Raw genomic sequence first — 23,762 nt, 5'->3', positions numbered from 1 at the left:
AAGATGGTCTTCTGCTACGGTTCATGCAGTGAAAGTAATCTGGCCCACAAAGGTACGAATTGATTGATTCTCTGCCGCTTTTTATAGTCAATGGTCTTAAAGTGGCTTTTTATTCAAAAAAAACGCTATTTCGCCCGACGATTGCTCTATAATTAACGGATAAAATAGAACTCAGCTAAGATGGCCTTAATAAAGTCTGTGCGTGGTATCCATCCCAAAACTGGTGAGGAATGTTGGTTTGCCGATAATGCGACCATTGTCGGTGAAGTAGTCATGGGAAGAAATTGCACGGTTTGGTTCAACGCCGTAGTACGGGGTGATGTCAATTCCATTACACTGGGTGATTATTGCAACGTTCAGGATGGGGCAGTTATTCACTGTACCTACCAGAAATTTAAGACTACCATCGGCAACTACGTTTCCATCGCCCACAACGCGATTGTGCACGGGTGTACCATCGAAGACAAGGTTTTGATCGGGATGGGAGCCATTGTGATGGATGGCGCGGTAATTGGAACCGGCTCGATCGTTGCGGCTGGAGCCATTGTGACGCAAAATACCGTTGTGCCTCCGGGAACAATTTACGCCGGAAATCCCGCCCGTTTCCTGAAAAACGTAACGCCCGAGCTCGGTGAAGTATTCATGCGGACGGCCAATAATTACGTCATGTACGCCGGGTGGTATCAGGACTAATCAGTCAGCGGTTTGCAGCTTAAGTAGGTTGATAAATGGCTGAAAATGAGTGGTTAGATTCATGTTGGGAAATTGCCTAATTTAATCAAAAGTACTTATAAAATCAGTTGCATTGCATTGCTTTGGGTTGTATTTTTGTTTGAAATTAGTCTAAATAAGTTGCTAATCTGCATTAGATTGATTAGCAGCGGTTTCCACCGTGTATGACTTCAGCCTTTTCGGAGCCATCACTTCCCTACTGATATGCTGGATTCAACACCCTCATTACTGACAACAGCCCGAAACAAACTGGAAGAATACCTGCTCAAAAAAGGACTGCGCCGGTCGTCCGAACGGTTCGCCATTCTGGAAGAAGTGTACTCCCGCGACGATCATTTTGATGCGGAAGATTTGTATCAGGCCATGCACCAGCGGTCGTTTGCCGTCAGCCGGGCTACGGTTTACAATACCCTGGAAGTGCTGGTCGATTGCGGACTGGTCCGGAAAAACCAGTTTGGCGACGAAGACAATACGAAAAGCCGTTTTGAAAAAGGGCTCGGGCGGCAGCAGCACGCGCACCTGATCTGTGTCAACTGTCACCGGGTCATTGAGTTCTGCGACCCGCGTTTGCAACTGATCAAGACCACCGTTGGCCACACGATGCAATTCCAGGTGGAGTCGCACTCCCTGGTTTTTTACGGCGAATGCAACGATGAAATGTGTGTGGCCCGGACGAAAGCCGCTGCGGCCAACGCAAACAGCAACTGAGTAGCGGAGGTTATTCGCTGATTGTTTCCTTCGGCTGCTTCATATCCCGGCGGGCGTTGATGTAGCCCCGGATCACCGTAAAAGTGGTAATAGCCAGAAAAAAAATGATGATGTAGTGGACGTAATCGACGATCCACGGGAATTTCTCGCCGAAATAAAAACCACCTCCGACCAGCGAAAACACCCAAACGGCCCCGCCAATCACATTATAGAGCATAAAATACTGGAAATTCATCCGAATCAGGCCGGACAGAATGGGTGCAAACGTGCGGACAACCGGCAAAAACCGGGCGACAATCAGGGTCCGGCTACCGTATTTCAAAAAGTATTCGCGGGTAGTTTCAATGTATTTTTGCTTGAAAAACAGCGAGTCGGGCCGGTTTTGTAACCGGTCGCCGAAATACCGTCCCGTCAGATAGCCCGTCAGCGAACCCGTCACCGCGGCCCCGAAAATACAGGACAGCAACACCAGCAGTGATACCGGCAGGACCCCCGTTCCGGCAAAAACACCCGACAGGAAGAGCAGGTAATCCCCCGGCAGAAAAAAGCCGAAGAAGATGCCGTTTTCAATAAAAATAATCAACGTAATCAGCACCAAACCGCCCGTCTGGATAATCTCTTTCGAATCGAGCAGGTATTTGAAAAAGTCGACGATTTGGTCCATAGTTTAAAGGGTGGATAAGGAAATGAACGACTGGATGAATAGATCAAAAATTGCGATTTTTGAGTAACTGACCGCGTCAACTATTTACCGCACGGGCGGACCCGTTAATCGCTCGTTCACCCATTCACAATTATAAAAGTTCTGCCAGCTCAAGCCAGCGGTCTGATTTTTCGGAAATTTGCTGATCAAGTTGCTCAATTTCCCGGGCCCACGCCGTCAGTTCCTCGTGGTTGCCGGAACCATTGTTCAACTGACCCAATAAACCGCTTTTCCGTTGTTCAAGTTCCTCAATTTCTTTTTCCAACGCTTCATATTCCCGCTGCTCCTTAAACGAAAGCTTGCGTTTGCCTTCGGTACTGACCGCGGGTTTATTTTCCGGTGCCGGAGCCACGGAAGCCGGTTTCGATTTCTCGGCCGGTTTCCGCTCGGCGGGTTCGCTGGCTTTCCGCTCCCGGTAGTCGGTGTAGTTGCCCGGAAAGTCGGCAACCTTGCCATCGCCTTCAAAGATAAAGGTGTGCTCAACCAGCCGATCCATGAAATAACGGTCGTGCGAGACGAGCAGTATGCAGCCCGGAAAATTCATCAAAAATTCTTCCAGAACGTTCAGCGTCGTAATGTCCAGGTCGTTTGTGGGCTCATCCAGAATCAGGAAGTTTGGATTTTGCACCAGGACCAGCAGCAATTGCAGCCGCCGTTTTTCGCCCCCCGACAGTTTGTGCACGTAATCGTACTGCTTGGCGCGGTCGAATAGAAAATGCTGCAAGAACTGGGAAGCCGTTACGGTTTCGCCCGTGCCGAGTTTCATTACTTCAGCCACTTCCTGCACCACATCAATCACCCGCTGGTTTTCCGGAATGACCAGATCCGACTGTGTGTAATACCCAATTTTGACGGTTCCGCCCGTAACGATCTTGCCGGAGTCAGGACGCAGTTCGCCGGTGATCATGTTCAGCAGGGTGGTTTTGCCCATGCCGTTCTTCCCGATGATCCCGATGCGGTCGTTGCGCCGGAAGGTATACGTAAAGTGGTCGAGCAGCACTTTTTCGCCAAACTGTTTGCTGACGTTTTCGAGTTCGATGATTTTGCTGCCGAGCCGCTGCGTCCGGATGTTCAGCTCCAATTGGTCGTTGCCCACCCGCTGGTGCGCTTTGTCCTTGATGTCGTCGAATGCATCAATCCGGTATTGGGCTTTGGTGCCGCGGGCTTTGGGTTGCCGGCGCATCCAGTCCAGCTCGCGCCGGAAAAGGTTCTTGGCCTTGTCGACTTCGGCGGCAAAAACGGCCTGGCGCTCGGCTTTCTTTTCCAGGAAGTAGGCGTAGTTGCCTTTGTAACTGAAAAGCGTTTGCTGATCGAGTTCAACAATCTGGTTGCAGACCCGGTCCAGAAAATACCGGTCGTGCGAGACCAGCAGGAGTGTGGAGTTGTTGGTCGACAAGTAATTTTCCAGCCACTCGATGGTTTCCAGGTCGAGGTGGTTGGTCGGTTCGTCCATGATCAGCAAATCCGGATTTTCGATCAGCACCTGCGCCATAGCGACCCGCTTGCGCTGCCCGCCCGAGAGCGTCGAAACCGGCTGCGAAACGTCGTGAATGCCCAACTGACCCAGAATCTGCTTCATCTGGGTTTCGTAATCCCAAGCTTGCAGCGTGTCCATCTGTTGCATGGCCCGGTCGAGGGCATCCGGATTGTCGGAAACCAGGGCTTTTTCATACTGCCGAATGGCCGTTAGGGCCGGATTGTCGCCCGCCAGCACGACTTCAATGACCGTCAGGGCATTGTCTAACTGCGGTTGCTGGTCGAGAAAGCCGACCGAAATATCTTTTCGAATGCTGACAATTCCCTCGTCCGGTGGGGTTTGCCCCGACAGGATCGACAACAGCGTAGATTTGCCGGTTCCGTTTGCCCCAACGATGGCTACTTTATCTCCCCGGCTCATTCCGAACGTGACGTTCCGGAATAACCATTTGTCGCCGAAGGATTTGGATAGATTTTCTGCGGATAAATAATTCATTGTACAGCAAAGATACACAACCCGGACGGGATCGCCGAAGCCATTCGGGGGAGTTCCGGATTAAAACGTTCCTGTACGCTCGCTTTCGGCAGAGTAACTTAGAATTTTCAACTGAAAAGTGGTAAATTTCCGGGCCGTTTCCCTTTAACGAATTACTATCTTAATCCATTAACCCAATTCATGCGAAAATCGATTGCTCTATTTAGCATAGCGTGTGCACTTTCAGTAAGTAGTCGGGCGCAGGTGACCGACGATGTAACCAAACCGTATACCCAACCCATTCCCGGCAGCACCCTCGTTTATGATATGGTGGCCATTCCGGGCGGAACGTTTTCGATGGGCAGCCCGGCGGCCGAGAAAGGCCGTAAACCCGACGAAGGACCGCAGCACAAAGTAACCATTGAGCCATTCTGGATGGGAAAAATGGAAATAACCTGGGATTTGTTCGACCTGTTTTCGTTTGCCAACATGGAAAAGGAAATGGCGGCTAAAAATCCCGGTTTTGATATGGCAAAAACGGATGCCGCCACGCGGCCGAGTCCACCTTATGTTGATATGTCGTTCGGGATGGGCCGGGCTGGTTATCCAGCCATTAACATGACGCAGTATTCGGCCATTCACTTCTGTGCGTGGCTGTACGCTAAAACCGGCGTATTTTACCGGTTACCGACCGAAGCCGAGTGGGAATATGCCTGCCGCGCCGGAACCACTACCCCCTATTCGTTCGGGGCCGATGCAAAGAAATTGGGCGAGTTTGCCTGGTTCAACGGCAACAGCGATGGTTCCTACAAACAGGTTGGCAAAAAGAAGCCGAATCCGTGGGGACTGCACGATATGCATGGCAACGTGATGGAATGGACGCTCGATCAGTATTACCCCGATTATTACGCCAAAAAAGCGAAAGGGGAAGTGAAAGAACCGTATGCCAAGGTAACGCAGTTGTATCCGAACGCCGTTCGCGGAGGTTCGTGGGACGATGCCCCGGAGGTGTTGCGCTCGGCAGCCCGGACGCCCTCGGCTCCGGCCTGGAAAATGCTCGACCCACAGGCTCCCAAAAGCGAGTGGTGGCTGACGAGTGCGTCGTTTGTTGGTTTTCGGATCGTACGGCCCGCCAAAAAACCGTCGGACGAAGAAATCAAGGCGTATTATAACCCACCTTTGATCGAGGAGTATTGAAGAAAACCTATTTTAGAGTACGTGTCATCAGACGTTACACCCCTTATTGCTAAACTTTTTCCTTATGTCAAACGAATCCAACCGCCGGGATGCCGGCCGCCGGGAGTTTCTGAAACAATCCGGCCTCTTAACAGGCGGTGCCCTGTTGACGACCCTGCCTTCTTTTGCATCTTCCTATGGCTTTCATAGCTCGGCTGATGATACCATCAAAGTTGCACTCGTTGGCTGCGGTGGCCGGGGAAGAGGTGCCGCGCTCCAGGCTCTGAAGAGCAAGCAGAATGTTAAAATCGTGGCAATAGCCGATGCCTTCCGCGATCAGTTGGACGAAGCCTACAAAATCTTAAATCAAAATCCAGAGCTGGCCAAGCGGGTCGACGTGCCGGAAGAACGCAAGTTTGTCGGTTTTGATGCCTATCAAAAAGCCATTCCACTGGCTGATGTCGTGATTCTGGCAACTCCTCCGGGTTTCCGGCCGATGATGTTTGAAGAAGCCGTGAAGCAAAACAAACATGTCTTCATGGAAAAACCCGTCGCTACCGATGCGCCGGGTGTTCGGCGGGTGCTGGCGGCTGCCGAAGAAGCCAAGAAGAAAAAACTGAACGTGGTGGTTGGCTTGCAGCGCCACTACCAGCCTAATTACCGCGAGATGATCAAACGCATCCATGACGGCGCCCTGGGCGATATTGTGGGCGGTTCGGTTTACTGGGTCAGCGGGGGCGTCTGGGTGAAACCGCGTCAGCCGAACCAAACCGAAATGGAACACCAGATGCGGAACTGGTATTACTTCAACTGGCTTTGCGGGGATCACATCAACGAGCAGCATATTCACAACATCGACGTGGCCAACTGGGTGAAAAAAGGCTACCCGGTTTCGGCCCAGGGAACGGGCGGTCGGCAGGTACGCACCGGTAAGGAGTACGGCGAAATCTTCGATCACCACATCGTCGATTACGTGTACGAAGACGGCACGCTGATCAACAGCCAGTGCCGCCACTACGAAGGAACGTACAGCAAGGTGGATGAGCAGTTTGTGGGCACGAAAGGGCGGGTCGATTCCTTCGGGCGGAACAGCATTCTAAAAGACTACAAAGGCAATTCGATCTATACGCACAACGGTAAAGGCGACGGCGATCCGTACCAGATCGAGCACGACGAGTTGTTTGCGGCCATTGCCAAAGGCGAATACAAATTCCAGGATGCCGAAAACGGCGCGAAAAGCACGCTGACGGCCCTCATGGGCCGGATGGCGACGTATTCGGGCAAAATGGTGAAATGGGACGAAGCGTTAAACTCCAACATCGACCTGTTCCCCGAAAAGCTGGCCTGGGATGCCAAACCGAAAGTGCTGCCCAACGCGGATGGTTTCTATCCGGTTGCCGTACCGGGCAAAACCACAGCCGTGTAAGCGCATCGCAGACATTCTCAACAACCGAAAAAGGGCGCCAACGGCGCCCTTTTTCGGTTGTCAAATCCCAAACGAGGCATCTTTTTTTGCTATGAGTCTGATAAGCATATTGGTTCCGCCCAACCTTCTTTGATATACTCACCGTTGCGCCAATCCGTAACCCACACGTAACCCAACCCCGTTAAGCGGCTCCAACTCGGGAAACAGACTGTCCAATAGGTACTTAAGCAGGCGGTGGAGTGACGCCTATTGTTGACTCAGTTCACAGATGGAGCGGCAATTTTAATCTCAGATTAGAAGAGTCTAATTTAATTTAGACGAAGTCTAATTAGATTTACGGCCGGAAGGGAGAGAATAGCCGGGGATTGAAACGAAGGTTAATTGAGAATCAATGACGCAAAAAGGAGGAATAAAAAACATTGGTCTAAGAGGAATAAAAGAGACGACATCCATTCACTATAACCCTGATTTTTTTGGAAAAGAGAAAGATAAAATTGTAGAAGAACGTGACTGTTATCAGAAAGAAGGAGTGGATGCCTGTAGCTACGAATTTATTTCAGCCGGTATTCATATCTGGTACGGAAAGGTGAATTCACGAAAAAAGATCAAAAGCCGTTTTGACGTTATCAGCCCTCATATCCACATGCTATTTTCTATTCGGGCGGATTGTTTGTATAGTGTTGGTAGTAGTAATGACCCAAGCTTTATTTTTTCCGATCAGGAGCATAATATTTTGTTGTTACCGAACCGTCCTGTATCAATTGAGCTGAAGCCGAATAAAGCCAGCGAAACCTTTTCCATTAATTTAACGCCGGAATTATTCTTTAGCTATTTCCCCGCTACAACGGCTTTGTGCAACGAGTTTCGGGAAAGTTTGGAGCAGCGTGTTCCGGTTCAATTCAGTCACCAAAACTTACCCATCACCCCCAGAATTAACGCGCTACTGTACGATATTCTACATTGCTCACTAAGTGGCTACAGCAAACGGCTGTATATGGAGGCCAAAGTTATCGAGCTATTGGCGGTCCAGCTTGATCAGTACGAACAGCTTCGTCTGGATCCTGTTTATCCGGGAGTAAAGAAGGAAGAAGCCGAAAAAATGCACCAGGTTCAGCGAATTATTGAGAATAATCCGGATAAAACGTTTTCGTTAAAGGAGTTATCCAGACAAGTTGGTACGAATGAATACAACCTAAAGAAGCACTTCAAGGTAGTTTTTGGCAATACCGTTTTTGGGTATCTTCAGACCTTCCGGATGGAAAAAGCAAAAGCGATGCTGGCCGAAGGAAATACAAAAATAGCCGAAGTTAGCCGATTATTAGGCTACAAGCACGCAACCCATTTTACTACCGCTTTTAAAAAATATTTCGGGTTTCTTCCGAATAAAATGAGAGCCTTTTTATTGCTTGATTTATTGGAGATGGATCTGACGGTATGGTGCGAATCTATGCAGGTTTGTTAGCTTAAGCTGGCTGATTGGTTTCGCTCAACTGGAACCGGGTTTTGGGTAAGCTTTCCGGATATTCATCGCGCAGAAAGGCCAGAATATTCTCCCGGATAAAACACCGGAGGTCAAAGCTTTCACCGGAGTTTCGGGCCGAGGTCAGAATCCGCACTACAACACAGGTGGGCTGAATATCGGTTACCTGCACGGCACACACCTCCTTGTCCCACAGTGGGTTATTGTCCACCAGTGCGGTGGCTTTCTCCCGGACCCGTTCAACCGGTACCGTATAATCCAGGTACAGCAGCACTGACCCGAGCACCGAAGCCTGTGAGCGGGTCCAGTTCTGAAATGGTTTTTCGATGAAATAAGTGATGGGCAGAATCAGCCGCCGACGGTCCCAGACCCGCACAACGACATTGGTCAGGTTGATTTCCTCAATCCGGCCCCATTCGTTTTCAACCACCACGGCATCATCGACGCGAATTTGCTGCGTAAAGGCAATCTGAATACCGGCCAGCAGGTTGGCAATGGTGCGCTGGGCGGCAAAACCGATCACAACCGACGCGATCCCGGCCGAGGTCAGGAAGCTTAAACCGATTTTCCGACCACCGTTGAACGATAGCAGCAGGATGGAAAACCCCACCGTAATGACGACAATGGTGACAATTTGCCGGACAAATACGATCTGGGTGACAAACTTGCGCAAATGCAGGTTAACGTCGCTGGCTGTATCGTACTGCCGGATGATAATTCGCTCCCCAACTTTCAGCAATTGCACCACCAGCCAGGTCGTTGCAATCACAAAGATCACTTCAGCGGCCTTCGACGCGTACGGAAACCGTTGAAAAGCGCGCTCCTGAACGTTGGTGATGATCAGGAAAAACAGGGCCGGAACAAACAAATAGAAGGCATTCCGGATGTATTGCCGCAGCAGCCCGAGCACTTCGACATGGCGCCGACGAAGAACAATCCGCACAATTTGCGTCGTAATCAGATTGACCAGCAGCCCCAGACCGATGGCTACTGCCAGCAGCAACCAGCCCGATAGCTTTCGATTATGTCGCAGCCAGCGATCGATTTCAGGACCAATCTGGCTGAAATTATCCCAAAAATCTGTCCAGTTCATGGTTTTAGAGGAGTTTACTATAAAAGCCGCAAAACCGGAAATTGTTGGCACGTTGTGGCAAAGATTTTTAGCCAAAAGCGCCCTGAATGCTCACAAATCCCGCATCCAGTATACCATTGGTTTGCGCGTCGAAACTTCAGCGCCCCGATCCGGCCATTCCATGTATGTGCGTAAAGAGAGAACTTTGGAATACCCTCTCTTGAGCCAGAATGCGTCGTTGGGGCGGTAATCGGCGGGTTTGGCCGGGTGGTCTTCCGGACGTTCGACCGCGCAGAAGCAGGCCGTTTGGTAGCGCCCAAAACTGCGGGCGTGTGCTTCCCGCTCATCGAAAAACCGGTGCCCTAAACCCAGGCCCCGGTATTCCGGCAGCAGGATGCTCTCGCCGAAGTAAAAGATGGTACTGCCGTCAAAACCCGCGGCTTCGAACGGTTGCCGAACGTCGGCGGTTTCATCGCTCAACGGAATGCAGGTCGTGGCCCCCACCATCGCCGGACCGTCGTATATGGCAAACAGAAACGACCGCTCCGACCGGGAGTAGGTTTTCAGATACGCTTTCTCGTAGTCAATCGTGCCCTCGTAAAGATACGGGTAGTCGCGAAAGACGGCGATGCGCAGGGCCGCCAGCCCGTCGAAAACCGATTCGATCTCCCGTCCTTGTTTCGTCTGGAAAGAAAGTGACTGCATTGGCTGCGGTTTATTCCGAAACGGCTTTGATCCAGTGCGGCAGGTTGTAGTACGTCGTTACGCGGGTAATTTGATCGTTGGCCACTTCCAGAAAGGCAGCCGCTGGCACTATGTAGGTTTGATTCGTGGCCGCGGGTAGGCCCTCTTCCGCCTTTTTATAAACACCGTTGACGACGAATTCAACAGCAACGCGCTGACCCGCCGGTTCGGTAAAGAAAACCATGTCCGTCAGCGTTTCGTCGTACGATTCGTCCATGTGGTGGACAAAAGCCGTAAATTTTTCGAGACCAATGCGTGCTTCGCCCTGGTTGGGTTCGTGGCGGATGTCGGGTGAAACGAGCGCCAGCATACCGTTCCAGTCTTTCTGATTGAAGCAATCGTAGTATTTCTTCACAACGTCTAAAGCAGCCATCAATGTAGGAGGTTAGTTTGGCGCAAATATAGGAAGGAGAACCAGGATTGTTCAAGCCAAAATAAAGCCCCCGGTTTTTAGCCGCGGGCTTTTGGAGTAGTGAAGTCTTGAAAAAGCTTACATCAACAGCGGTTTTACCACTTTTCCGTGCACATCGGTTAGCCGGTACCGGCGGCCCTGGTGTTTGAAAACCAGTTTTTCGTGATCGATGCCCATCAGGTGCAAAATGGTGGCCTGAAAGTCGTGAACGTGAACCGGGTCTTTGACAACGTTATAACCAAACTCGTCGGTTTCGCCGTACACCATGCTTTTCCTGACGCCCGCGCCCGCCATCCAGACCGTAAAACAGCGCGGGTGGTGGTCGCGGCCGTAGTTTTCTTTCGAGAGTTTTCCCTGCGAATAATTCGTCCGGCCAAACTCCCCGCCCCAGATCACCAGCGTATCGTCGAGCAGTCCGCGCTGTTTCAAATCCATGATCAGGGCTGCCGACGGCTGGTCGACGCTCTTGGTTTGGATCTTGATATCGTTGGGCAAATTACCGTGCTGATCCCAGCCCTGATGGTACAACTGCACAAACTTGACATCTTTTTCGATGAGCTTACGGGCCAGGATGCAGTTGGCCGCAAACGTGCCCGGTTTGCGCGAATCCGGACCATACAGGTCGAAAATGTAATTTGGTTCTTTCGAAATGTCGAGCGTTTCGGGCACCGACGTCTGCATCCGGTACGCCATTTCGTACTGCGCCATTCGGTTGTTAATTTCCGGGTCGAGTACGTGTTTGAATTGTTCCTGGTGCAGTTTGCCGAGGTAATCGAGCATCCGCCGACGGCTGGTTTTATCGATGCCCGGCGGGTTGTTGAGGTAGTAAACCGGGTCGGGACCGGAGCGGAACACCACGCCCTGGTGCACCGAGGGCAGAAAACCGTTGCTCCAGAGCTTGGCGTATAGCGGTTGGTCGCCGTCGCGGCCTTTCGAGAGCAGCACAACAAACGCCGGTAAGTTCTGGTTGTCGGAACCCAGCCCGTAGCTGGCCCAGGACCCAAACGACGGCCGCCCGGCCTGCTGCGAACCCGTCTGAAAGAAGGTCACCGCCGGGTCGTGGTTGATGGCTTCGGTGTGCATCGACCGGATGAAACACAGATCGTCCGTGATGCGGGAGGTGTACGGCAGCAGTTCACTGACCCACATCTGACTCTGGCCGTGTTTGGCAAACTTGAATTTGGAAGCCGCCAGCGGAAACCGGCTTTGTCCGGCCGTCATACCCGTCAGGCGCTGCCCCTTGCGTACGGATTCGGGCAAATCCTGCCCCCACATGGTTTCCAGCTTGGGCTTGTAATCGAACAGGTCCAACTGCGAGGGCGCTCCGCTTTGAAAAAGGTAGATCACCCGCTTTACCTTGGGCGAAAAGTGCGGTTTGCCCGGCGCCCGGGTTTCCTCACTGCCCGCCAGCGCCTTACCGGGATTGAGCAGCGACGCGAGGGCCATGGCCCCCAGACCGGCGCTGGTTTTTCCCAGAAAGTTCCGGCGGCTCAACTGATCGTGTATTTCGTCTTCCAGGTTGTACATGACCTTCAATTTTTCTTCGCTTAACTTTATTACTCTCCGCTAAACGCTGCGAAATGGTTTTGAATCGTTTCGCGGAGTTAAACAGAGAAGATTTAGAGCTGAGCGGAGGGTTATCGTTTGATAATGGCTTCGTCGACGTTCATGATGGTGCTGGTCACGATTGTCCAGGCGGCCAGCTCCGGTTTCGGAATTCTGGCATCGACCGGGAATTCCCCTACACTCAACAAGGCTGCGGTTCGTTTCGGATTTTTTCGAAAATCGGCCAGTTCTTCCACGTACAATTGCTTCATCAGCGCCGTTTCCGTCGGGCGGGCCGGGCGGCTGGTGACGGCTTTAAATAAATAATCAATCAACGGCTCTTCCTGAAGCCCCATGCCGCACGCTTTTTGGCCCAACACCCGGGCGGCTTCCACAAACTGCGGATCGTTCAGGGTGACCAGGGCCTGCAGGGGCGTCGAGGTTTTTTGCCGTTTGACAATGCATGTATGCCGTTCGGATGCGTCGAAGTTGAGCATCATCGGCGGGGGCGAAGACCGCTTCCAGACCGTATACAGACTCCGGCGGTACAAGCTATCGCCGTGGTTTTGCACGTAATTGATGGCATTCCGGGTCGCCAGGGCTTCCCAGATGCCGGCGGGCTGGTACGGATGAACGCTGGGGCCGCCAATTTTCTTGGTCAACAACCCGCTGGACGCCAGGGCAATGTCCCGGATCTGTTCGGCCGACATCCGGAAGCTCGGGCCGCGCGAGAGCAGCGAGTTGTCCAGATCGGCTTCCAGCTTTTTGGCATCCGCCACCGAAGATTGCCGGTACGTTGCCGACATGACAATCAGCTTGTGCAGGGCTTTCGCGTTCCAGACGCCCGATGCGCCCGCGCCGTCCCGGAACCGAACGGCGAGGTAGTCCAGCAGTTCGGGATGGGAGGGAAGGTTGCCCTGGTTGCCGAAGTCGTCGCTGCTTTTCACCAGACCCTGCCCGAAATACTGCTGCCAGAACCGGTTGACCATGACGCGGCTGAAGAGCGAATTATCCGGGTGCAGCAGCCATTTAGCCAGCCCCAGCCGGTTTTTCGGGTATTCCGCCGGGAACGGCATCAGTTGGGCAGGCGTTTCGGCTTTTACTTCTTCGCCCGGTGCATCGTAGGCTCCCCGTTTCAGCAGGAAGGTTTTGCGGGGGTATTTCCGCTCTTTCATCACCATTACCTGGTGGGAGTTGTTGTAAAGCCCTAACTCCTTCGCCCGCAATGCCTGCGCTTCTGCAAAGGCTTTCCGGTAGGTTGAATCGTGGTTGGTGACGTAATACGTATACAATCCGGCGCGCTGGGTTGCCGTGCGTTTCGCGGCCGGGGTACGCAAAGCCGTCGTCAGCGCATCCGGCTGACCCGCCAGCGCGGGGATTTCCAGCGGGGTCAGGCTGCGGTTATAAATCCGTAGCTCGTCAACGGCGTAATCTTTGATGTAGTGGTCGTGAATCCGCCCGATCAAAAACGGCGAGCCTGTCCAGTTCTGGCCGTTTTGTCCATGATCGATACTGTGTCGCAGGTTGTCGGTCACAAGTTGCAGGGAAGCTGGTTGGCCATCCAGATACAGCTTAATGCCGCCCGCCCGGCCCGACCCGTCGTAGGTCATGGCGAGATGAAACCAGTGTTTATAGCGAATTTTACCAACGGTTTCGACATCCAGGCTGTTGTCGGGCCAGACGTGGTTGATCGTCAGTTTAAACCGTCCGTCTTTCAGCAGTTCAACTTGGTAGCCCCGGTTGCCGTCAAACGGCCCGTTCGACTTGCCCATCAGCATTCCTTCAAGCCCCGGTTTGGCTACATTGAACCAGGCGCTGACCGTAAAAGGCTGGTTCTGCTCAAAAAAGCCGACTTTGCGGGGCAGTTCAATGTTGCTGTCGCCTTTCAGGTAGCGCGCCATGCCAACCCGCCCTTTCACTTGGTACGGTAAACTTTCGGGATCGCCCGCCAGCCGCGCCGGAAGCGTATCGTTGATCTGGTTGCGGAACGCATTGCGGGGGTCTTTTTCCAGTTCTTCACGGGTTTTCGGAACCACCGGCTGCTTCAGCTCCGGCAAGCCCAGTTTTTTCCGCCGTTCTTCTTCCTTTTTCTTTAACTCATACTCTTTTTTTCGCTCGGCGTCTTTAATTTTCTTTTCCTCCGAATGTTCGTAAGCTTTGAAATCCAGCCGGTCGGCTTCGTCGAAGGTATAGTGCGCCGTCAGTCCCTCGTTGATCGACGATCTGGGGCTTCGTTCGGCCTCAGTCAGCCACCGGCCAAATGCCTGCTGGTATTCCGGGCGGTTGATGTTCAGGCGCTCTTGTAAGGGCTTGATGTTTTCGTGGATATACTTCAGTTGGGCTTCGGTAGCCGCGGAGGTAAGCGTAATGGTTGGGGCGGGTTCGCCGTTGTACGGAATTTGGCCGCGCTCGTTGTTGTTGTTAAAAAAGGCAAACAGGCTGTAATAATCCTTCTGACTGATGGGGTCATATTTGTGGTCGTGGCAACGGGCGCACTCGACGGTCATGCCCAGCATCGCTCTCCCGAATGTATTGACCCGGTCGGCGACATACTCCACCCGGTATTCTTCGTCCACAATACCGCCCTCCTGGCTTTGCTGGTGGTTGCGGTTAAAGGCCGTCGCCAGTAGCATGTTTTGCGTCGGATTCGGCAGCATATCGCCCGCCAGTTGCCAGGTGATGAACTTATCGAACCGCAGGTTTTTGTTGTAGGCCGTAATAACCCAGTTGCGGTAGGGCCACATGGTTCGCAGGCCGTCGTCCTGATAACCGTGGGTGTCGGCATACCGGGCGGCATCCAGCCACTCAGCGGCCTGGCGTTCGCCGTAATGCGGACTGTTGAGCAGGCGGTTTACCACCTTTTCGTAAGCGTTGGGCGATTGGTCGGCCAGAAAAGCGTCGACTTCGGCCACCGTCGGGGGCAGACCCGTCAGGTCGAGCGTCACCCGGCGCAGCAGGGTTGCCTTGTCGGCTTCAGGATTCGGTGTGAGGCCCTTCTCTTCGAGTTTCCTGAGAACGAACCCGTCGATTTCATTTTTGGGCCAGGCTGCATTTTTTACCTTGGGAACCTCCGTTAGGGTCGGCGCAATCAGCGACCAGTGCGGTTTGTATTCGGCCCCCTGTTCAATCCAGCGCACGAGCAGGGCCTTCTCCTCGTTGGTCAACACCAGATTTGATTCGGGCGTCGGCATCCGGTATTCCGGGTCGCTGGAAACAATGCGGTGGTAAGCTTCGCTTTTGGCCAGACTGCCGGGCACAATGGCCGTTTTGCCACTTTCGGCCAGGGCTTCGTACGCGCCTTCGGGGGTGTCGAGCCGCAGACCCGCCTGTTGTTTGGCTTTGTCGGGGCCGTGGCAGGCAAAACAGCGGTCGGACAAAATCGGCTTTATGTGCAGATTGTAATCAACTTTTTCGGGCAGGCTGCCTTCCAGCGCTACCAGTTCTGCCGGTTTGTCGACATGGGGATCACAGGCACTCCAGACGGCCATTGCGAATAGCCCGACTGCCGTACTTAAAAGCAGGGATTGAAATCGTATGTCGGTTAAATGACGCATACGAACAGAAGTTTTTGGGGGAAAAATGCAAAGAATCTACAAAATTATATAAAATAAATCGGTAAATAGCCAATTTGGTTACAAAAAAGTGTACTTTCTTGACATTTGACTCGATTACTTGGCTTTATCGGACCCGTTGGCCGCTGAATCGGCTTTCGCAAACTGCGCAATGGAGCTTTCGCCCAGCCCCATGTTGACTTCCAGATTTGGCATTGTCCTCTTCAACTCCGCCACACCCGCGTCGGTCACTTTGGTTTGCCAGAGGTATACGGTTTTCAGGTTTTTCATTCCGGCCAGTTCCTTCAAGCCGGCATCGGTTACGGCGGTGCCGTACAGATTCAGGTATTCCAGGTAAGGCAGGCTTTTCAGGTTTTTAAGCCCCGCGTCGGTTACTTTAGTTTGTTCCAGATGCAGCTTCTGGAGGTTCTTCAACTGAGCCACCTGGGCGAGTGTCGCATCAGAAATTTCGGTATCACCCAATTTAAGCCACACAATCTGCTGGCTCAGTTTGGGCAGGGCCGTAGCCTGAGCATCGCTGAACGTCCGGGCGTTGACGGCGCTGACTTCCAATTGGTTTTGTTCTTTCGACAACGGCAGAATCAGCAGGCCCGTTTTGCGTAATTCATCAACGGCCTTGGGGTCGGCCGCCGGAAGCTTCATGGTCAAAACCGGCGATTCGGGGGCCGGGCCGCTGGCAACCGCCTGACCACCCGTGGCGCTTCCGGGTCCCAGCGAGGCCAGAGCCGGTTTAATGTCGTCCGTTACCTTGAGTTCCGCCACTCGTTTGTCGAACGGCGCCCCCTGATTGATCCACCATGTCAGCAGGGCCAGCTGGTTCTCGTTGAGCTGGGGCTTGCCTTTGGGTGGCATGTGATCGTCGTCTTCTTCCGGCAACAGGCAGACCTTCATCAGACGGCTTTGATCGGCTTTCCCAGCCACGACAATCGGGCCGTCTTCGCTGCCCTTCCTGATCATTTCGGGAGAATCCAGCCGCAGGTCTCCCTTCGATTTTTCCGGATTGTGGCATTGAATGCACCGGGTTTTCAGAATGGGATGCACGATTTGCTGGTACACCATCGCCTGATTGACGTCGGTAATGACGGGAATGTCTTCAACGGTCTGCTCCCGGGGCGGAATGCCCGCCAGCGACCGAAACGGTTCGGGGGTGTATTGGGTCAGAAAATCAGAACCGTGCGTGAGCGAACCGCCTTCGTGGCCAGCCGCCAGCAGCAACAGGATGCCCACACCCAGGGCCGGGAAGTAAAACAACTGCCCCAGCCGAATCCGGGGGCCGATGCGTTCGTGTTTGACGGCCCAGGCAATCCAGGCAAAAACCGCCACCCCAATGCCTTCCCACATGTGCAGGCTCAGCGTTTGTTCGTCGTAGCCACCACCCAGCGAAAGCAGGTATCCGAAAATACAAGCCATCGTTGCGCTGACCGCCGACCAGAACAAAATCAGTGTAATGGTGTGAGAGCTAACGCTTTGTCGGCGCGTTACCCGGTCTAGTTCCAGCAAGCCGGCAATCAGCAGAAAACCGATGGGCAGGTGGACGATCAGCGGGTGAAACCGTCCGAGAAACAGCGCCCACTCGGAAGGTTGGGGAGAGGGGGCCTGCAGGAGAATTAAACTAAGCATTGAATTGATTAAGTCGGGAGTAGGATCAATTTCAAATTCTGGACCGCCGGTTGTGCTCAACCGACTGCCCATACCCAATTAGGCCGGACCCCATTTGTTCTTGGCCCGGCCTGACGGTTTTATAGCATTCCTGAAGCCAGCTAGGCAAAAAGCACTTAGCAGCGCACCGGCTCAGTTAACTAACACGTTGTAATTTAACCGGGTAGGTTTTCTGCGAAGCCCACTGCGGCACGTAAACATTCTCGTCGCCATCAACCAGCACATCGTGCGGGTGCATGAAAGCCGTGCTGGTCATGTCCTTCCGCTGTTCTTCGAGTTTACCGTCTTTGTAAACCGGAGCCGTACCGCCCGGCGTCGACACCACCTTGTCGTTTTTGTCCAGAATCTGGATGTAACCCGAGTTCGGATAGGCATCCGACGTACTGCGGAAAACCGCGCCGTAAATCATATCACCGTGCAGCACCGGTCGGCAGATGTAGGAACCGGGTAGGGCGATGGTGGACAGGTATTTGCCGTCGAGCGTAAACCGTTTCAGGCAGTTGTGCCGTCGGTCGGTGATCAGCAGGGTCGGATTGGCTTTGTTGCGCGTATCGACCAGGATGCCGTGGCAGCAGTCAAACTGGCCGTTTTCGCTGCCCTTGCCACCCCAGTGCCGGATGTATTTGCCCTTGCTGTCGTACTGCGTAATGTAGTTTAAACCGTAGCCGTCGGCCACATAAATATCCCCGTTGGCGGGGTTAATAGCGGTTTCTGTGGGCGTAAACTGGGTGGGGTAATCGTATTTTCCGGTTTCTTTCGGATAATCGAGCGTCATCAGGACTTTGCCTTTCAAGTCGGTTTTGATGACCTGGTGCCGGTTGTTGTCGCAGATAAAAAGAAACTGGTCTCCCCCTTCGTTGGAAAGCGTCAAACCGTGTCCGCCGGGGTAGCTGTTGCCCCAGGTTTCAAGCAGTTTGCCCGATTTATCGTAGATGATAATGTTGTTTTTGGTTTCGTTGGTCAGCAGAATTAGCCGTCCTTTGGCGTCTTCCACCATCTCGTGGCAATCATTAACCGGGTTTTTGCCTGCGTCCAGCACACCCCAGTTTGGCACCACGCGGTAGCGGTGCGAACCGTGCCCGATCACCACCTCATCGGCTTTGGGGGGCGCTCCGAAGTTAATGTTGGGAATAGCTAATCCGACGGCGGTTGCGGCTGCGGCCTGGTTGAGGAAGGTGCGTCGGTTGACAGATTTAGAAGCCATAAGGTTAACTACAAAAAGGTTGGGAATAGATGGTTATAAGGTTCATCCCACGGATCAAAGCCCGCAGGCAGGTGGTCAGGATAGTTCGAGAAAGCGTTCGGTGTTGATGCCTCGTTCTTCCAGTTCGAACAAATTCTTTATAATAAGTTGGTGAATATACTGCCAAAGTTGGCGATTTGTCAACCCAAAACTTAGATCAACATTCAGAACACTCTGTAAAAGGTCGCCGGGGTAGTAATCTCCTTCGGCGAACAGGTTTTTATTTAGCCGGTCGATGGCCAGCGGAATCAGGTACGGCAGTGACATACCGTGCCCAATCATTAGCCGAATATCTTCCGTACTGAACTGATTCAGGGGCGTTTGCCGGAGCGCGTGGATTTTCTGGTGCCGGTTATCGGCCAGCAGCGGTTCTTCCCAGTATTGATCTTCCAGCATTTCGAGCGTTTGCTCCTGCCAATCCGGTTCTGTCATACTATTTCTGGGCTAAGTTAAACAAAGCTAACCTCCAATTTAAAGGATAACTTTCGAATTACCGCTTTCCCGACGGGTCACTTTGCGCAGAAATGCACGGACTTGTTGCTCAACTGTGGATAAATTCTGGTATATTACGGGAATAGTCCAATGAATTGCCATTAAAATTAACTAGTAGATTCTGGCCAGACAGATGTTTTTACCAAGGAAACGATCATCCGGTCAACAACGTATTTAGTTATTCAACGCGGAATGGAGCTTAAACGGACAACTCGTAGCACACGGTTTCTGACAGCATTGGCCTGGTTGGGCACAATCTGGCTGATGCAGGGTTGTGGAGGAGTGGAAAAGCCGGCCGAAATCGAACAGTTGGCCGATCAGCTTCCCGACAAGGTTGACTACAACCTGCACGTCAAACCAATTCTGTCGGATAAGTGCTTTTTCTGCCACGGTCCCGATAAAGCCAGTCAGAAAGGCGACCTTGAACTGGCTACCCGCGAAGGGGCGATGGCGGCTTTGAAAAAAGCCAAGCACAAAAAACACGCCATTGTGCCCGGTGATCTGGCCGAAAGCGAGGTGTATTACCGACTGGTAACCACGGATGAAGACCAGATGATGCCGCCCAAAGCGTCGAACCGGGCGCTGACGAATTATGAAAAAGCCGTACTCCTCAAGTGGATTGAACAGGGCGCGGAATACAAACCGCACTGGGCCCTGATCAGACCGACAAAAGCGAACTTGCCGACCGTGAAAAATACGCGCTGGTCCAAAAATCCCATCGACTATTTTGTCCTGAGTAAAATGGAAGAGCAGGGGCTTAGGCCCTCGCCCGAAGCCGACAAGGAGAACTTGCTGCGCCGGGTGACACTCGACCTGACGGGTTTGCCGCCAACCGTAGCCGAAGTGGATGCCTTTCTGACCGACCGCTCGCCCAACGCCTACGAAAAAGTGGTGGATCGGTTGCTAAAATCACCACACTACGGCGAAAAAATGGCCGTCGATTGGCTGGACATCGCGCGGTACGCCGACACGCATGGGTACACCGTTGACCGGTACCGGCCGATGTGGCCCTGGCGCGACTGGGTTATTCGGTCGTTTAACCGCAACCAGCCGTATGATCAGTTCGTTACCTGGCAACTGGCGGGCGATCTGCTGCCGCATTCCAGCCGCGAGCAACGGCTGGCGACCGGCTTTAACCGCAATCACTCCCAGAACATGGAGGGCGGAATCATCAACGAGGAATTTCGAGTAGAATACGTAGCCGACCGCGCCAATACCGTCGGAACGGCCCTGATGGGCATGACTGTCGAGTGCGCCCGCTGCCACGACCACAAGTACGACCCCATCAGCCAGAAGGATTATTACAGCCTGTTTGCCTTTTTCAACAACGTCGACGAAGCCGGGCAAATTTCCTGGGACGACGCCATGCCGGTGCCGACGATGCTGCTGACCGAATCGAAGCACGACAGCCTGCTTCGGTTTTTAGATACCAGAATCAAAACCGCCGAAACGGCCCTGAGCCAAACCGTATCGCAGGAGCAATCGGCTTTTGCGCAGTGGCAGGCCAAAACAGATCGGGCCATACCGTTTGATTTTCAGAAAGGGTTGCAGGCTCATTTTACGTTTGACAAGCTGGTCAACGGTACGTTTCTGAACGCCGTTAGCCGGAAAGACACCGGCAAGGTGCTCGATCCGGTGCTGGTGCCGGGGAAACACGGCAAGGCGTTTCAATCCAACGGCGACGATATTCTGAAACTGGGCGAGGTCGGTATTTTCAACCGGTCGCAGCCGTTTACCATCGGTGTCTGGATCAACATTCCGAAAGGGATAAATAAAGCCGCGCTCGTCCACAAGGGCAACGGCGATATTCTGTACAACTTCCGGGGGTATTTTCTGAACCTGCGCGATGGCAAGGCGGAACTGCTGATGGCCCACACCTGGCCCTACAACAACATCGTCCGGATTGGAAAAGAAGTGTTGCCCAAGGAAAAATGGATTCACCTGACGATGACCTACGACGGTTCGAGCAAAGCCCGCGGGCTGCGGCTGTACGTCGATGGCAAAGAAGCAGCTTTGGTGACCGAAAAAGATAATCTATACAAAGACATCCTGTTTAACGGTTCGCAAACGGGCTTGATGGTGGGCGCCGATATGCGCGGAACGGGTTTCAAGAAAGGTTCATTCGATGAACTGGTGGTGTATAACCGGGAACTGACCCCGCCGGAAGTGCAGGCGCTGGCGAAAGCCGACCCGCAACTCACTCCCGACCCGGCCTATTACCTCCACACGGTGTCGGCGACCTACCAGCAGCAGCGCGCCGAACTGCAAAAACTCCGGGCGGAACGCAACCGCATCATGGAAGACGTTCCGGAGGTGATGGTGATGGAAGAAATGAAAACGCCCCGGCCTACGTACCTGCTCAAACGCGGTGTTTACGACGCCCCCGGCGAGCGCGTGCGGCCCGACGTTCCGGCCAGTATCCTGCCGTTCCCGAAAGAATATCCCCGAAACCGGCTCGGGCTGGCCAAATGGTTACTGCATCCGGACAACCCGCTGACGGCCCGCGTGGTGGTCAACCGGTACTGGCAGACTTATTTCGGTACGGGACTGGTTAAATCGGCCAACAATTTCGGCAATCAGGGCAACTTGCCGACGCATCCGGAACTGCTCGACTGGCTGGCGGTTCAGTTTCGGGAGTCGGGCTGGAACGTAAAAGCCCTACAAAAACTGATTGTGATGTCGGCAACGTACCGGCAATCGTCGCACAGAAGGCCGGATTTGCTGAAGAAAGATCCGGAAAACACCTGGCTGGCGCGGGGGCCGATGTTCCGGCTGACGGCGGAAATGATTCGCGACAACGCCCTGGCCTCCAGCGGCCTGCTGTCGGGTCGTTTGGGGGGCGAAAGCGTGAAACCATACCAGCCCGAAGGCTTGTGGGCGGTCAACAACACCACGTATGAGCAGGACAAAGGCGAAAAGCTGTACCGCCGGAGCCTGTACACCTTCTGGCGCCGGACCAACCCGCCCCCGTCGATGAACACGTTCGACGCGCCTTCGCGGAGCTACTGCGTGGTGCAGCGGCAGAAAACCTCAACGCCCCTGCAGGCGCTGGTGCTGCTCAACGATCCGCAGTTTGTGGAAGCCGCTAAAGTGGTGGCCGCCCGGTCGTTTGAACAATCGAAAGCGTTACCGGATCGGTTGACACAGCTATTCCGGTTGCTGACCGGCCGTAAACCGGTGGAAAAGGAGCTGGCAATTCTGACGAAACTGTACGAACAGGAGTACCGCAAGTTTCGGCAAAGCCCCGCCAAAATGCAGGGCTGGCTTCAGGCGGGCGAATACCAACTGCCGAGCGATGGCGAGAAGCCCGCGCTGGCGGCTGGTGCCGTTGTTGCCAGTACGGTTATGAACTCGGAAGCTTTTATTACCAAACATTAACCCTAAAACGATGAACGAGAAACTGGCGCAAAGTCTGGCCGATACTTTCAACCGGCGGTCTTTTCTGAACAAGGCATCGTGGGGCCTGGGCACGCTGGCGCTGGGTTCGCTGCTGCCTTCTTCCGGGCTGTTCTCGAGTCCGGCCGAGCGGATCGATACCGTGCCCCACCGCGCTCCGAAGGCCAAGCGGGTGGTGTATCTGTTTCAGAGCGGAGGACCGTCGCAATTAGAAATGTTTGATTATAAACCCCATCTGGCAAAAATGCACGGCCAGGACCTGCCCGAATCGGTTCGGAAGGGGCAGCGGTTGACGAGTATGAGCGCCCAGCAGTCGGCCCTGCCGCTGGTGAGTTCGCCGTACCAGTTCCGGCAGCACGGCAAGAGTGGCGCGTGGGTAAGCGAGCTAATGCCCTACACGGCTAAAGTAACCGACGACCTGTGTTTCATCAAGTCCATGTATACGGAGCAGATCAACCACGACCCGGCGCTGACGTTCTTTCAGACGGGAAATCAGTTGGCCGGGCGGCCCAGCATCGGTTCGTGGGTGAGTTATGGGTTGGGAACTGCCAACGAAAACCTGCCCGCGTTTATCGTGATGGTGTCGAAAGACGCCCCGCAGGATCAGCCATTGTACGCCCGCTTGTGGGGCAACGGTTTTTTGCCGTCCAAACACCAGGGGGTGCAGTTTCGCTCCGGCAACGATCCGGTGCTGTACCTGAGCAACCCCAGCGGCTACAGCTCGGCGGACCGGCGGTCCATGCTCGATGCCCTGAAGGATTTGAATCAGGTCCAGGAAGAACTGTACGGCGATCCGGAGGTTTCCAACCACATTGCGCAGTACGAAATGGCGTTTCGGATGCAGACCTCTGTGCCGGACGTGAACGATCTGTCCGACGAACCGGAATGGGTATTTGATCTCTACGGTGAAGAGGCCCGCAACCCGGGGACCTATGCTGCCAACTGTCTGATGGCCCGCCGGTTGCTGGAACGCGATGTGAAATTTGTGCAACTGTATCACCAGGGGTGGGACCAGCACGGTAATCTGCCCAAGGCGTTGGCCAAACAGTGTAAAGCCACCGATCAGGCGTCGGCGGCTCTGGTGCAGGACCTGAAGCAACGCGGTTTGCTGGATGATACGCTGGTGGTCTGGGGCGGTGAATTTGGCCGCACGAACTACTCACAGGGCAAGCTGACCAAAGATAATTACGGCCGCGACCACCACCCGCGCTGCTTCACCATGTGGATGGCGGGCGGGGGCGTGAAGCCCGGAATCACCTACGGCGAAACCGACGAGTTTGGCTACAACATCGCCCGCAATCCGGTGCATGTCCACGATTTTCAGGCCACGCTGCTGCACCTGCTGGGTATCGATCACGAAAAGCTGACCTACGAATTCCAGGGCCGCCGTTTTCGCCTGACCGATGTGGAAGGAAAACTGGTGAAGGGCATTTTGGCGTAAAACCGGCAGC

At 53.7% G+C, this 23,762-nt stretch carries 17 protein-coding genes; 7 read left to right on the top strand and 10 right to left on the bottom strand.

Annotated elements, in window-relative coordinates; all coding sequences use genetic code 11:
* The first annotated feature begins 180 nt into the window (after nucleotides 1-180).
* Together OQ371_RS05445 and OQ371_RS05440 are read left to right on the top strand one after the other, a co-directional pair.
* Nucleotides 181-693 (top strand): gamma carbonic anhydrase family protein, encoded by a 513-nt coding sequence (locus OQ371_RS05445; RefSeq protein WP_265992773.1) that lies wholly within the window; start codon nucleotides 181-183, stop codon nucleotides 691-693.
* 243 nt (nucleotides 694-936) lie between these two features.
* Entirely contained in the window at nucleotides 937-1,440 is a 504-nt protein-coding gene (locus OQ371_RS05440) for a Fur family transcriptional regulator (RefSeq protein WP_265992772.1), read from the top strand.
* A gap of 10 nt (nucleotides 1,441-1,450) precedes the next feature.
* Here OQ371_RS05440 and OQ371_RS05435 read toward each other — a convergent pair whose 3' ends face one another.
* On the bottom strand, nucleotides 1,451-2,104 hold the full coding sequence (locus OQ371_RS05435) for a DedA family protein (protein WP_265992771.1): 654 nt from the start codon (nucleotides 2,102-2,104) through the stop codon (nucleotides 1,451-1,453).
* 130 nt (nucleotides 2,105-2,234) lie between these two features.
* Nucleotides 2,235-4,115: an ABC-F family ATP-binding cassette domain-containing protein gene (locus tag OQ371_RS05430; protein WP_265992770.1), complete on the bottom strand. Its 1,881-nt coding sequence runs from the start codon at nucleotides 4,113-4,115 to the stop codon at nucleotides 2,235-2,237.
* A 180-nt stretch (nucleotides 4,116-4,295) separates the two neighbouring features.
* Here OQ371_RS05430 and OQ371_RS05425 point away from each other — a divergent pair, with 180 nt between their 5' ends.
* The 3 genes from OQ371_RS05425 to OQ371_RS05415 all read left to right on the top strand — a co-directional run bounded on the left by OQ371_RS05425 (nucleotide 4,296) and on the right by OQ371_RS05415 (nucleotide 8,158).
* Nucleotides 4,296-5,291, top strand: a complete 996-nt coding sequence (locus OQ371_RS05425) for a formylglycine-generating enzyme family protein (RefSeq protein WP_265992769.1) — start codon at nucleotides 4,296-4,298, stop codon at nucleotides 5,289-5,291.
* Nucleotides 5,292-5,355: 64 nt separating this feature from the next.
* Nucleotides 5,356-6,696: a Gfo/Idh/MocA family protein gene (locus OQ371_RS05420; protein ID WP_265992768.1), complete on the top strand. Its 1,341-nt coding sequence runs from the start codon at nucleotides 5,356-5,358 to the stop codon at nucleotides 6,694-6,696.
* A 391-nt stretch (nucleotides 6,697-7,087) separates the two neighbouring features.
* Complete coding sequence (locus tag OQ371_RS05415) at nucleotides 7,088-8,158, top strand: helix-turn-helix domain-containing protein (RefSeq protein WP_265992767.1); 1,071 nt, start codon at nucleotides 7,088-7,090, stop codon at nucleotides 8,156-8,158.
* Between the two features lies 1 nt (nucleotide 8,159).
* Here OQ371_RS05415 and OQ371_RS05410 read toward each other — a convergent pair whose 3' ends face one another.
* From OQ371_RS05410 to OQ371_RS05375, 8 genes are all read right to left on the bottom strand, one after another.
* The gene (locus OQ371_RS05410; RefSeq protein WP_265992766.1) at nucleotides 8,160-9,269 is read right to left on the bottom strand and encodes a mechanosensitive ion channel family protein; all 1,110 of its coding nucleotides are present in this window, start codon (nucleotides 9,267-9,269) and stop codon (nucleotides 8,160-8,162) included.
* A 90-nt stretch (nucleotides 9,270-9,359) separates the two neighbouring features.
* Nucleotides 9,360-9,953, bottom strand: coding sequence for a GNAT family N-acetyltransferase (locus OQ371_RS05405; RefSeq protein WP_265992765.1), 594 nt, complete (start codon nucleotides 9,951-9,953; stop codon nucleotides 9,360-9,362).
* Nucleotides 9,954-9,963: 10 nt separating this feature from the next.
* On the bottom strand, nucleotides 9,964-10,365 hold the full coding sequence (locus tag OQ371_RS05400) for a nuclear transport factor 2 family protein (RefSeq protein WP_265992764.1): 402 nt from the start codon (nucleotides 10,363-10,365) through the stop codon (nucleotides 9,964-9,966).
* Nucleotides 10,366-10,482: 117 nt separating this feature from the next.
* Nucleotides 10,483-11,931: a DUF1501 domain-containing protein gene (locus OQ371_RS05395; RefSeq protein WP_265992763.1), complete on the bottom strand. Its 1,449-nt coding sequence runs from the start codon at nucleotides 11,929-11,931 to the stop codon at nucleotides 10,483-10,485.
* A gap of 110 nt (nucleotides 11,932-12,041) precedes the next feature.
* On the bottom strand, nucleotides 12,042-15,503 hold the full coding sequence (locus OQ371_RS05390) for a DUF1553 domain-containing protein (RefSeq protein WP_265992762.1): 3,462 nt from the start codon (nucleotides 15,501-15,503) through the stop codon (nucleotides 12,042-12,044).
* Between the two features lie 114 nt (nucleotides 15,504-15,617).
* Nucleotides 15,618-17,141: a c-type cytochrome domain-containing protein gene (locus OQ371_RS05385; protein WP_265992761.1), complete on the bottom strand. Its 1,524-nt coding sequence runs from the start codon at nucleotides 17,139-17,141 to the stop codon at nucleotides 15,618-15,620.
* 175 nt (nucleotides 17,142-17,316) lie between these two features.
* Nucleotides 17,317-18,384, bottom strand: coding sequence for an NHL repeat-containing protein (locus OQ371_RS05380; protein ID WP_265992760.1), 1,068 nt, complete (start codon nucleotides 18,382-18,384; stop codon nucleotides 17,317-17,319).
* A 75-nt stretch (nucleotides 18,385-18,459) separates the two neighbouring features.
* Nucleotides 18,460-18,855, bottom strand: coding sequence for a contact-dependent growth inhibition system immunity protein (locus tag OQ371_RS05375; RefSeq protein ID WP_265992759.1), 396 nt, complete (start codon nucleotides 18,853-18,855; stop codon nucleotides 18,460-18,462).
* 252 nt (nucleotides 18,856-19,107) lie between these two features.
* On the opposite strand from OQ371_RS05375, the gene OQ371_RS05370 reads away from it, so the two are divergent.
* Together OQ371_RS05370 and OQ371_RS05365 are read left to right on the top strand one after the other, a co-directional pair.
* Nucleotides 19,108-22,293: a DUF1553 domain-containing protein gene (locus OQ371_RS05370; RefSeq protein ID WP_265992758.1), complete on the top strand. Its 3,186-nt coding sequence runs from the start codon at nucleotides 19,108-19,110 to the stop codon at nucleotides 22,291-22,293.
* Between the two features lie 10 nt (nucleotides 22,294-22,303).
* The gene (locus tag OQ371_RS05365) at nucleotides 22,304-23,752 is read left to right on the top strand and encodes a DUF1501 domain-containing protein (RefSeq protein ID WP_265992757.1); all 1,449 of its coding nucleotides are present in this window, start codon (nucleotides 22,304-22,306) and stop codon (nucleotides 23,750-23,752) included.
* Nucleotides 23,753-23,762: the final 10 nt, after the last annotated feature.

The sequence above is a fragment of the Larkinella insperata genome (assembly GCF_026248825.1).
GTDB classification, from domain to species: domain Bacteria; phylum Bacteroidota; class Bacteroidia; order Cytophagales; family Spirosomataceae; genus Larkinella; species Larkinella insperata.
This window is presented reverse-complemented; position numbering and strand designations above follow the sequence as displayed.

Bases quoted from the DNA above. Each gene is read 5' to 3' on its own strand.
- OQ371_RS05370 (WP_265992758.1), top strand. From the start codon at position 19,108: ATGGAGCTTAAACGGACAACTCGTAGCACACGGTTTCTGACAGCATTG.
- OQ371_RS05395 (WP_265992763.1), bottom strand. From the start codon at position 11,931: ATGTACAACCTGGAAGACGAAATACACGATCAGTTGAGCCGCCGGAAC.
- OQ371_RS05380 (WP_265992760.1), bottom strand. From the start codon at position 18,384: ATGGCTTCTAAATCTGTCAACCGACGCACCTTCCTCAACCAGGCCGCA.
- OQ371_RS05420 (WP_265992768.1), top strand. From the start codon at position 5,356: ATGTCAAACGAATCCAACCGCCGGGATGCCGGCCGCCGGGAGTTTCTG.
- OQ371_RS05390 (WP_265992762.1), bottom strand. From the start codon at position 15,503: ATGCGTCATTTAACCGACATACGATTTCAATCCCTGCTTTTAAGTACG.
- OQ371_RS05410 (WP_265992766.1), bottom strand. From the start codon at position 9,269: ATGAACTGGACAGATTTTTGGGATAATTTCAGCCAGATTGGTCCTGAA.
- OQ371_RS05425 (WP_265992769.1), top strand. From the start codon at position 4,296: ATGCGAAAATCGATTGCTCTATTTAGCATAGCGTGTGCACTTTCAGTA.
- OQ371_RS05445 (WP_265992773.1), top strand. From the start codon at position 181: ATGGCCTTAATAAAGTCTGTGCGTGGTATCCATCCCAAAACTGGTGAG.
- OQ371_RS05430 (WP_265992770.1), bottom strand. From the start codon at position 4,115: ATGAATTATTTATCCGCAGAAAATCTATCCAAATCCTTCGGCGACAAA.
- OQ371_RS05400 (WP_265992764.1), bottom strand. From the start codon at position 10,365: ATGGCTGCTTTAGACGTTGTGAAGAAATACTACGATTGCTTCAATCAG.
- OQ371_RS05440 (WP_265992772.1), top strand. From the start codon at position 937: ATGCTGGATTCAACACCCTCATTACTGACAACAGCCCGAAACAAACTG.
- OQ371_RS05385 (WP_265992761.1), bottom strand. From the start codon at position 17,141: ATGCTTAGTTTAATTCTCCTGCAGGCCCCCTCTCCCCAACCTTCCGAG.
- OQ371_RS05375 (WP_265992759.1), bottom strand. From the start codon at position 18,855: ATGACAGAACCGGATTGGCAGGAGCAAACGCTCGAAATGCTGGAAGAT.
- OQ371_RS05405 (WP_265992765.1), bottom strand. From the start codon at position 9,953: ATGCAGTCACTTTCTTTCCAGACGAAACAAGGACGGGAGATCGAATCG.
- OQ371_RS05435 (WP_265992771.1), bottom strand. From the start codon at position 2,104: ATGGACCAAATCGTCGACTTTTTCAAATACCTGCTCGATTCGAAAGAG.
- OQ371_RS05415 (WP_265992767.1), top strand. From the start codon at position 7,088: ATGACGCAAAAAGGAGGAATAAAAAACATTGGTCTAAGAGGAATAAAA.
- OQ371_RS05365 (WP_265992757.1), top strand. From the start codon at position 22,304: ATGAACGAGAAACTGGCGCAAAGTCTGGCCGATACTTTCAACCGGCGG.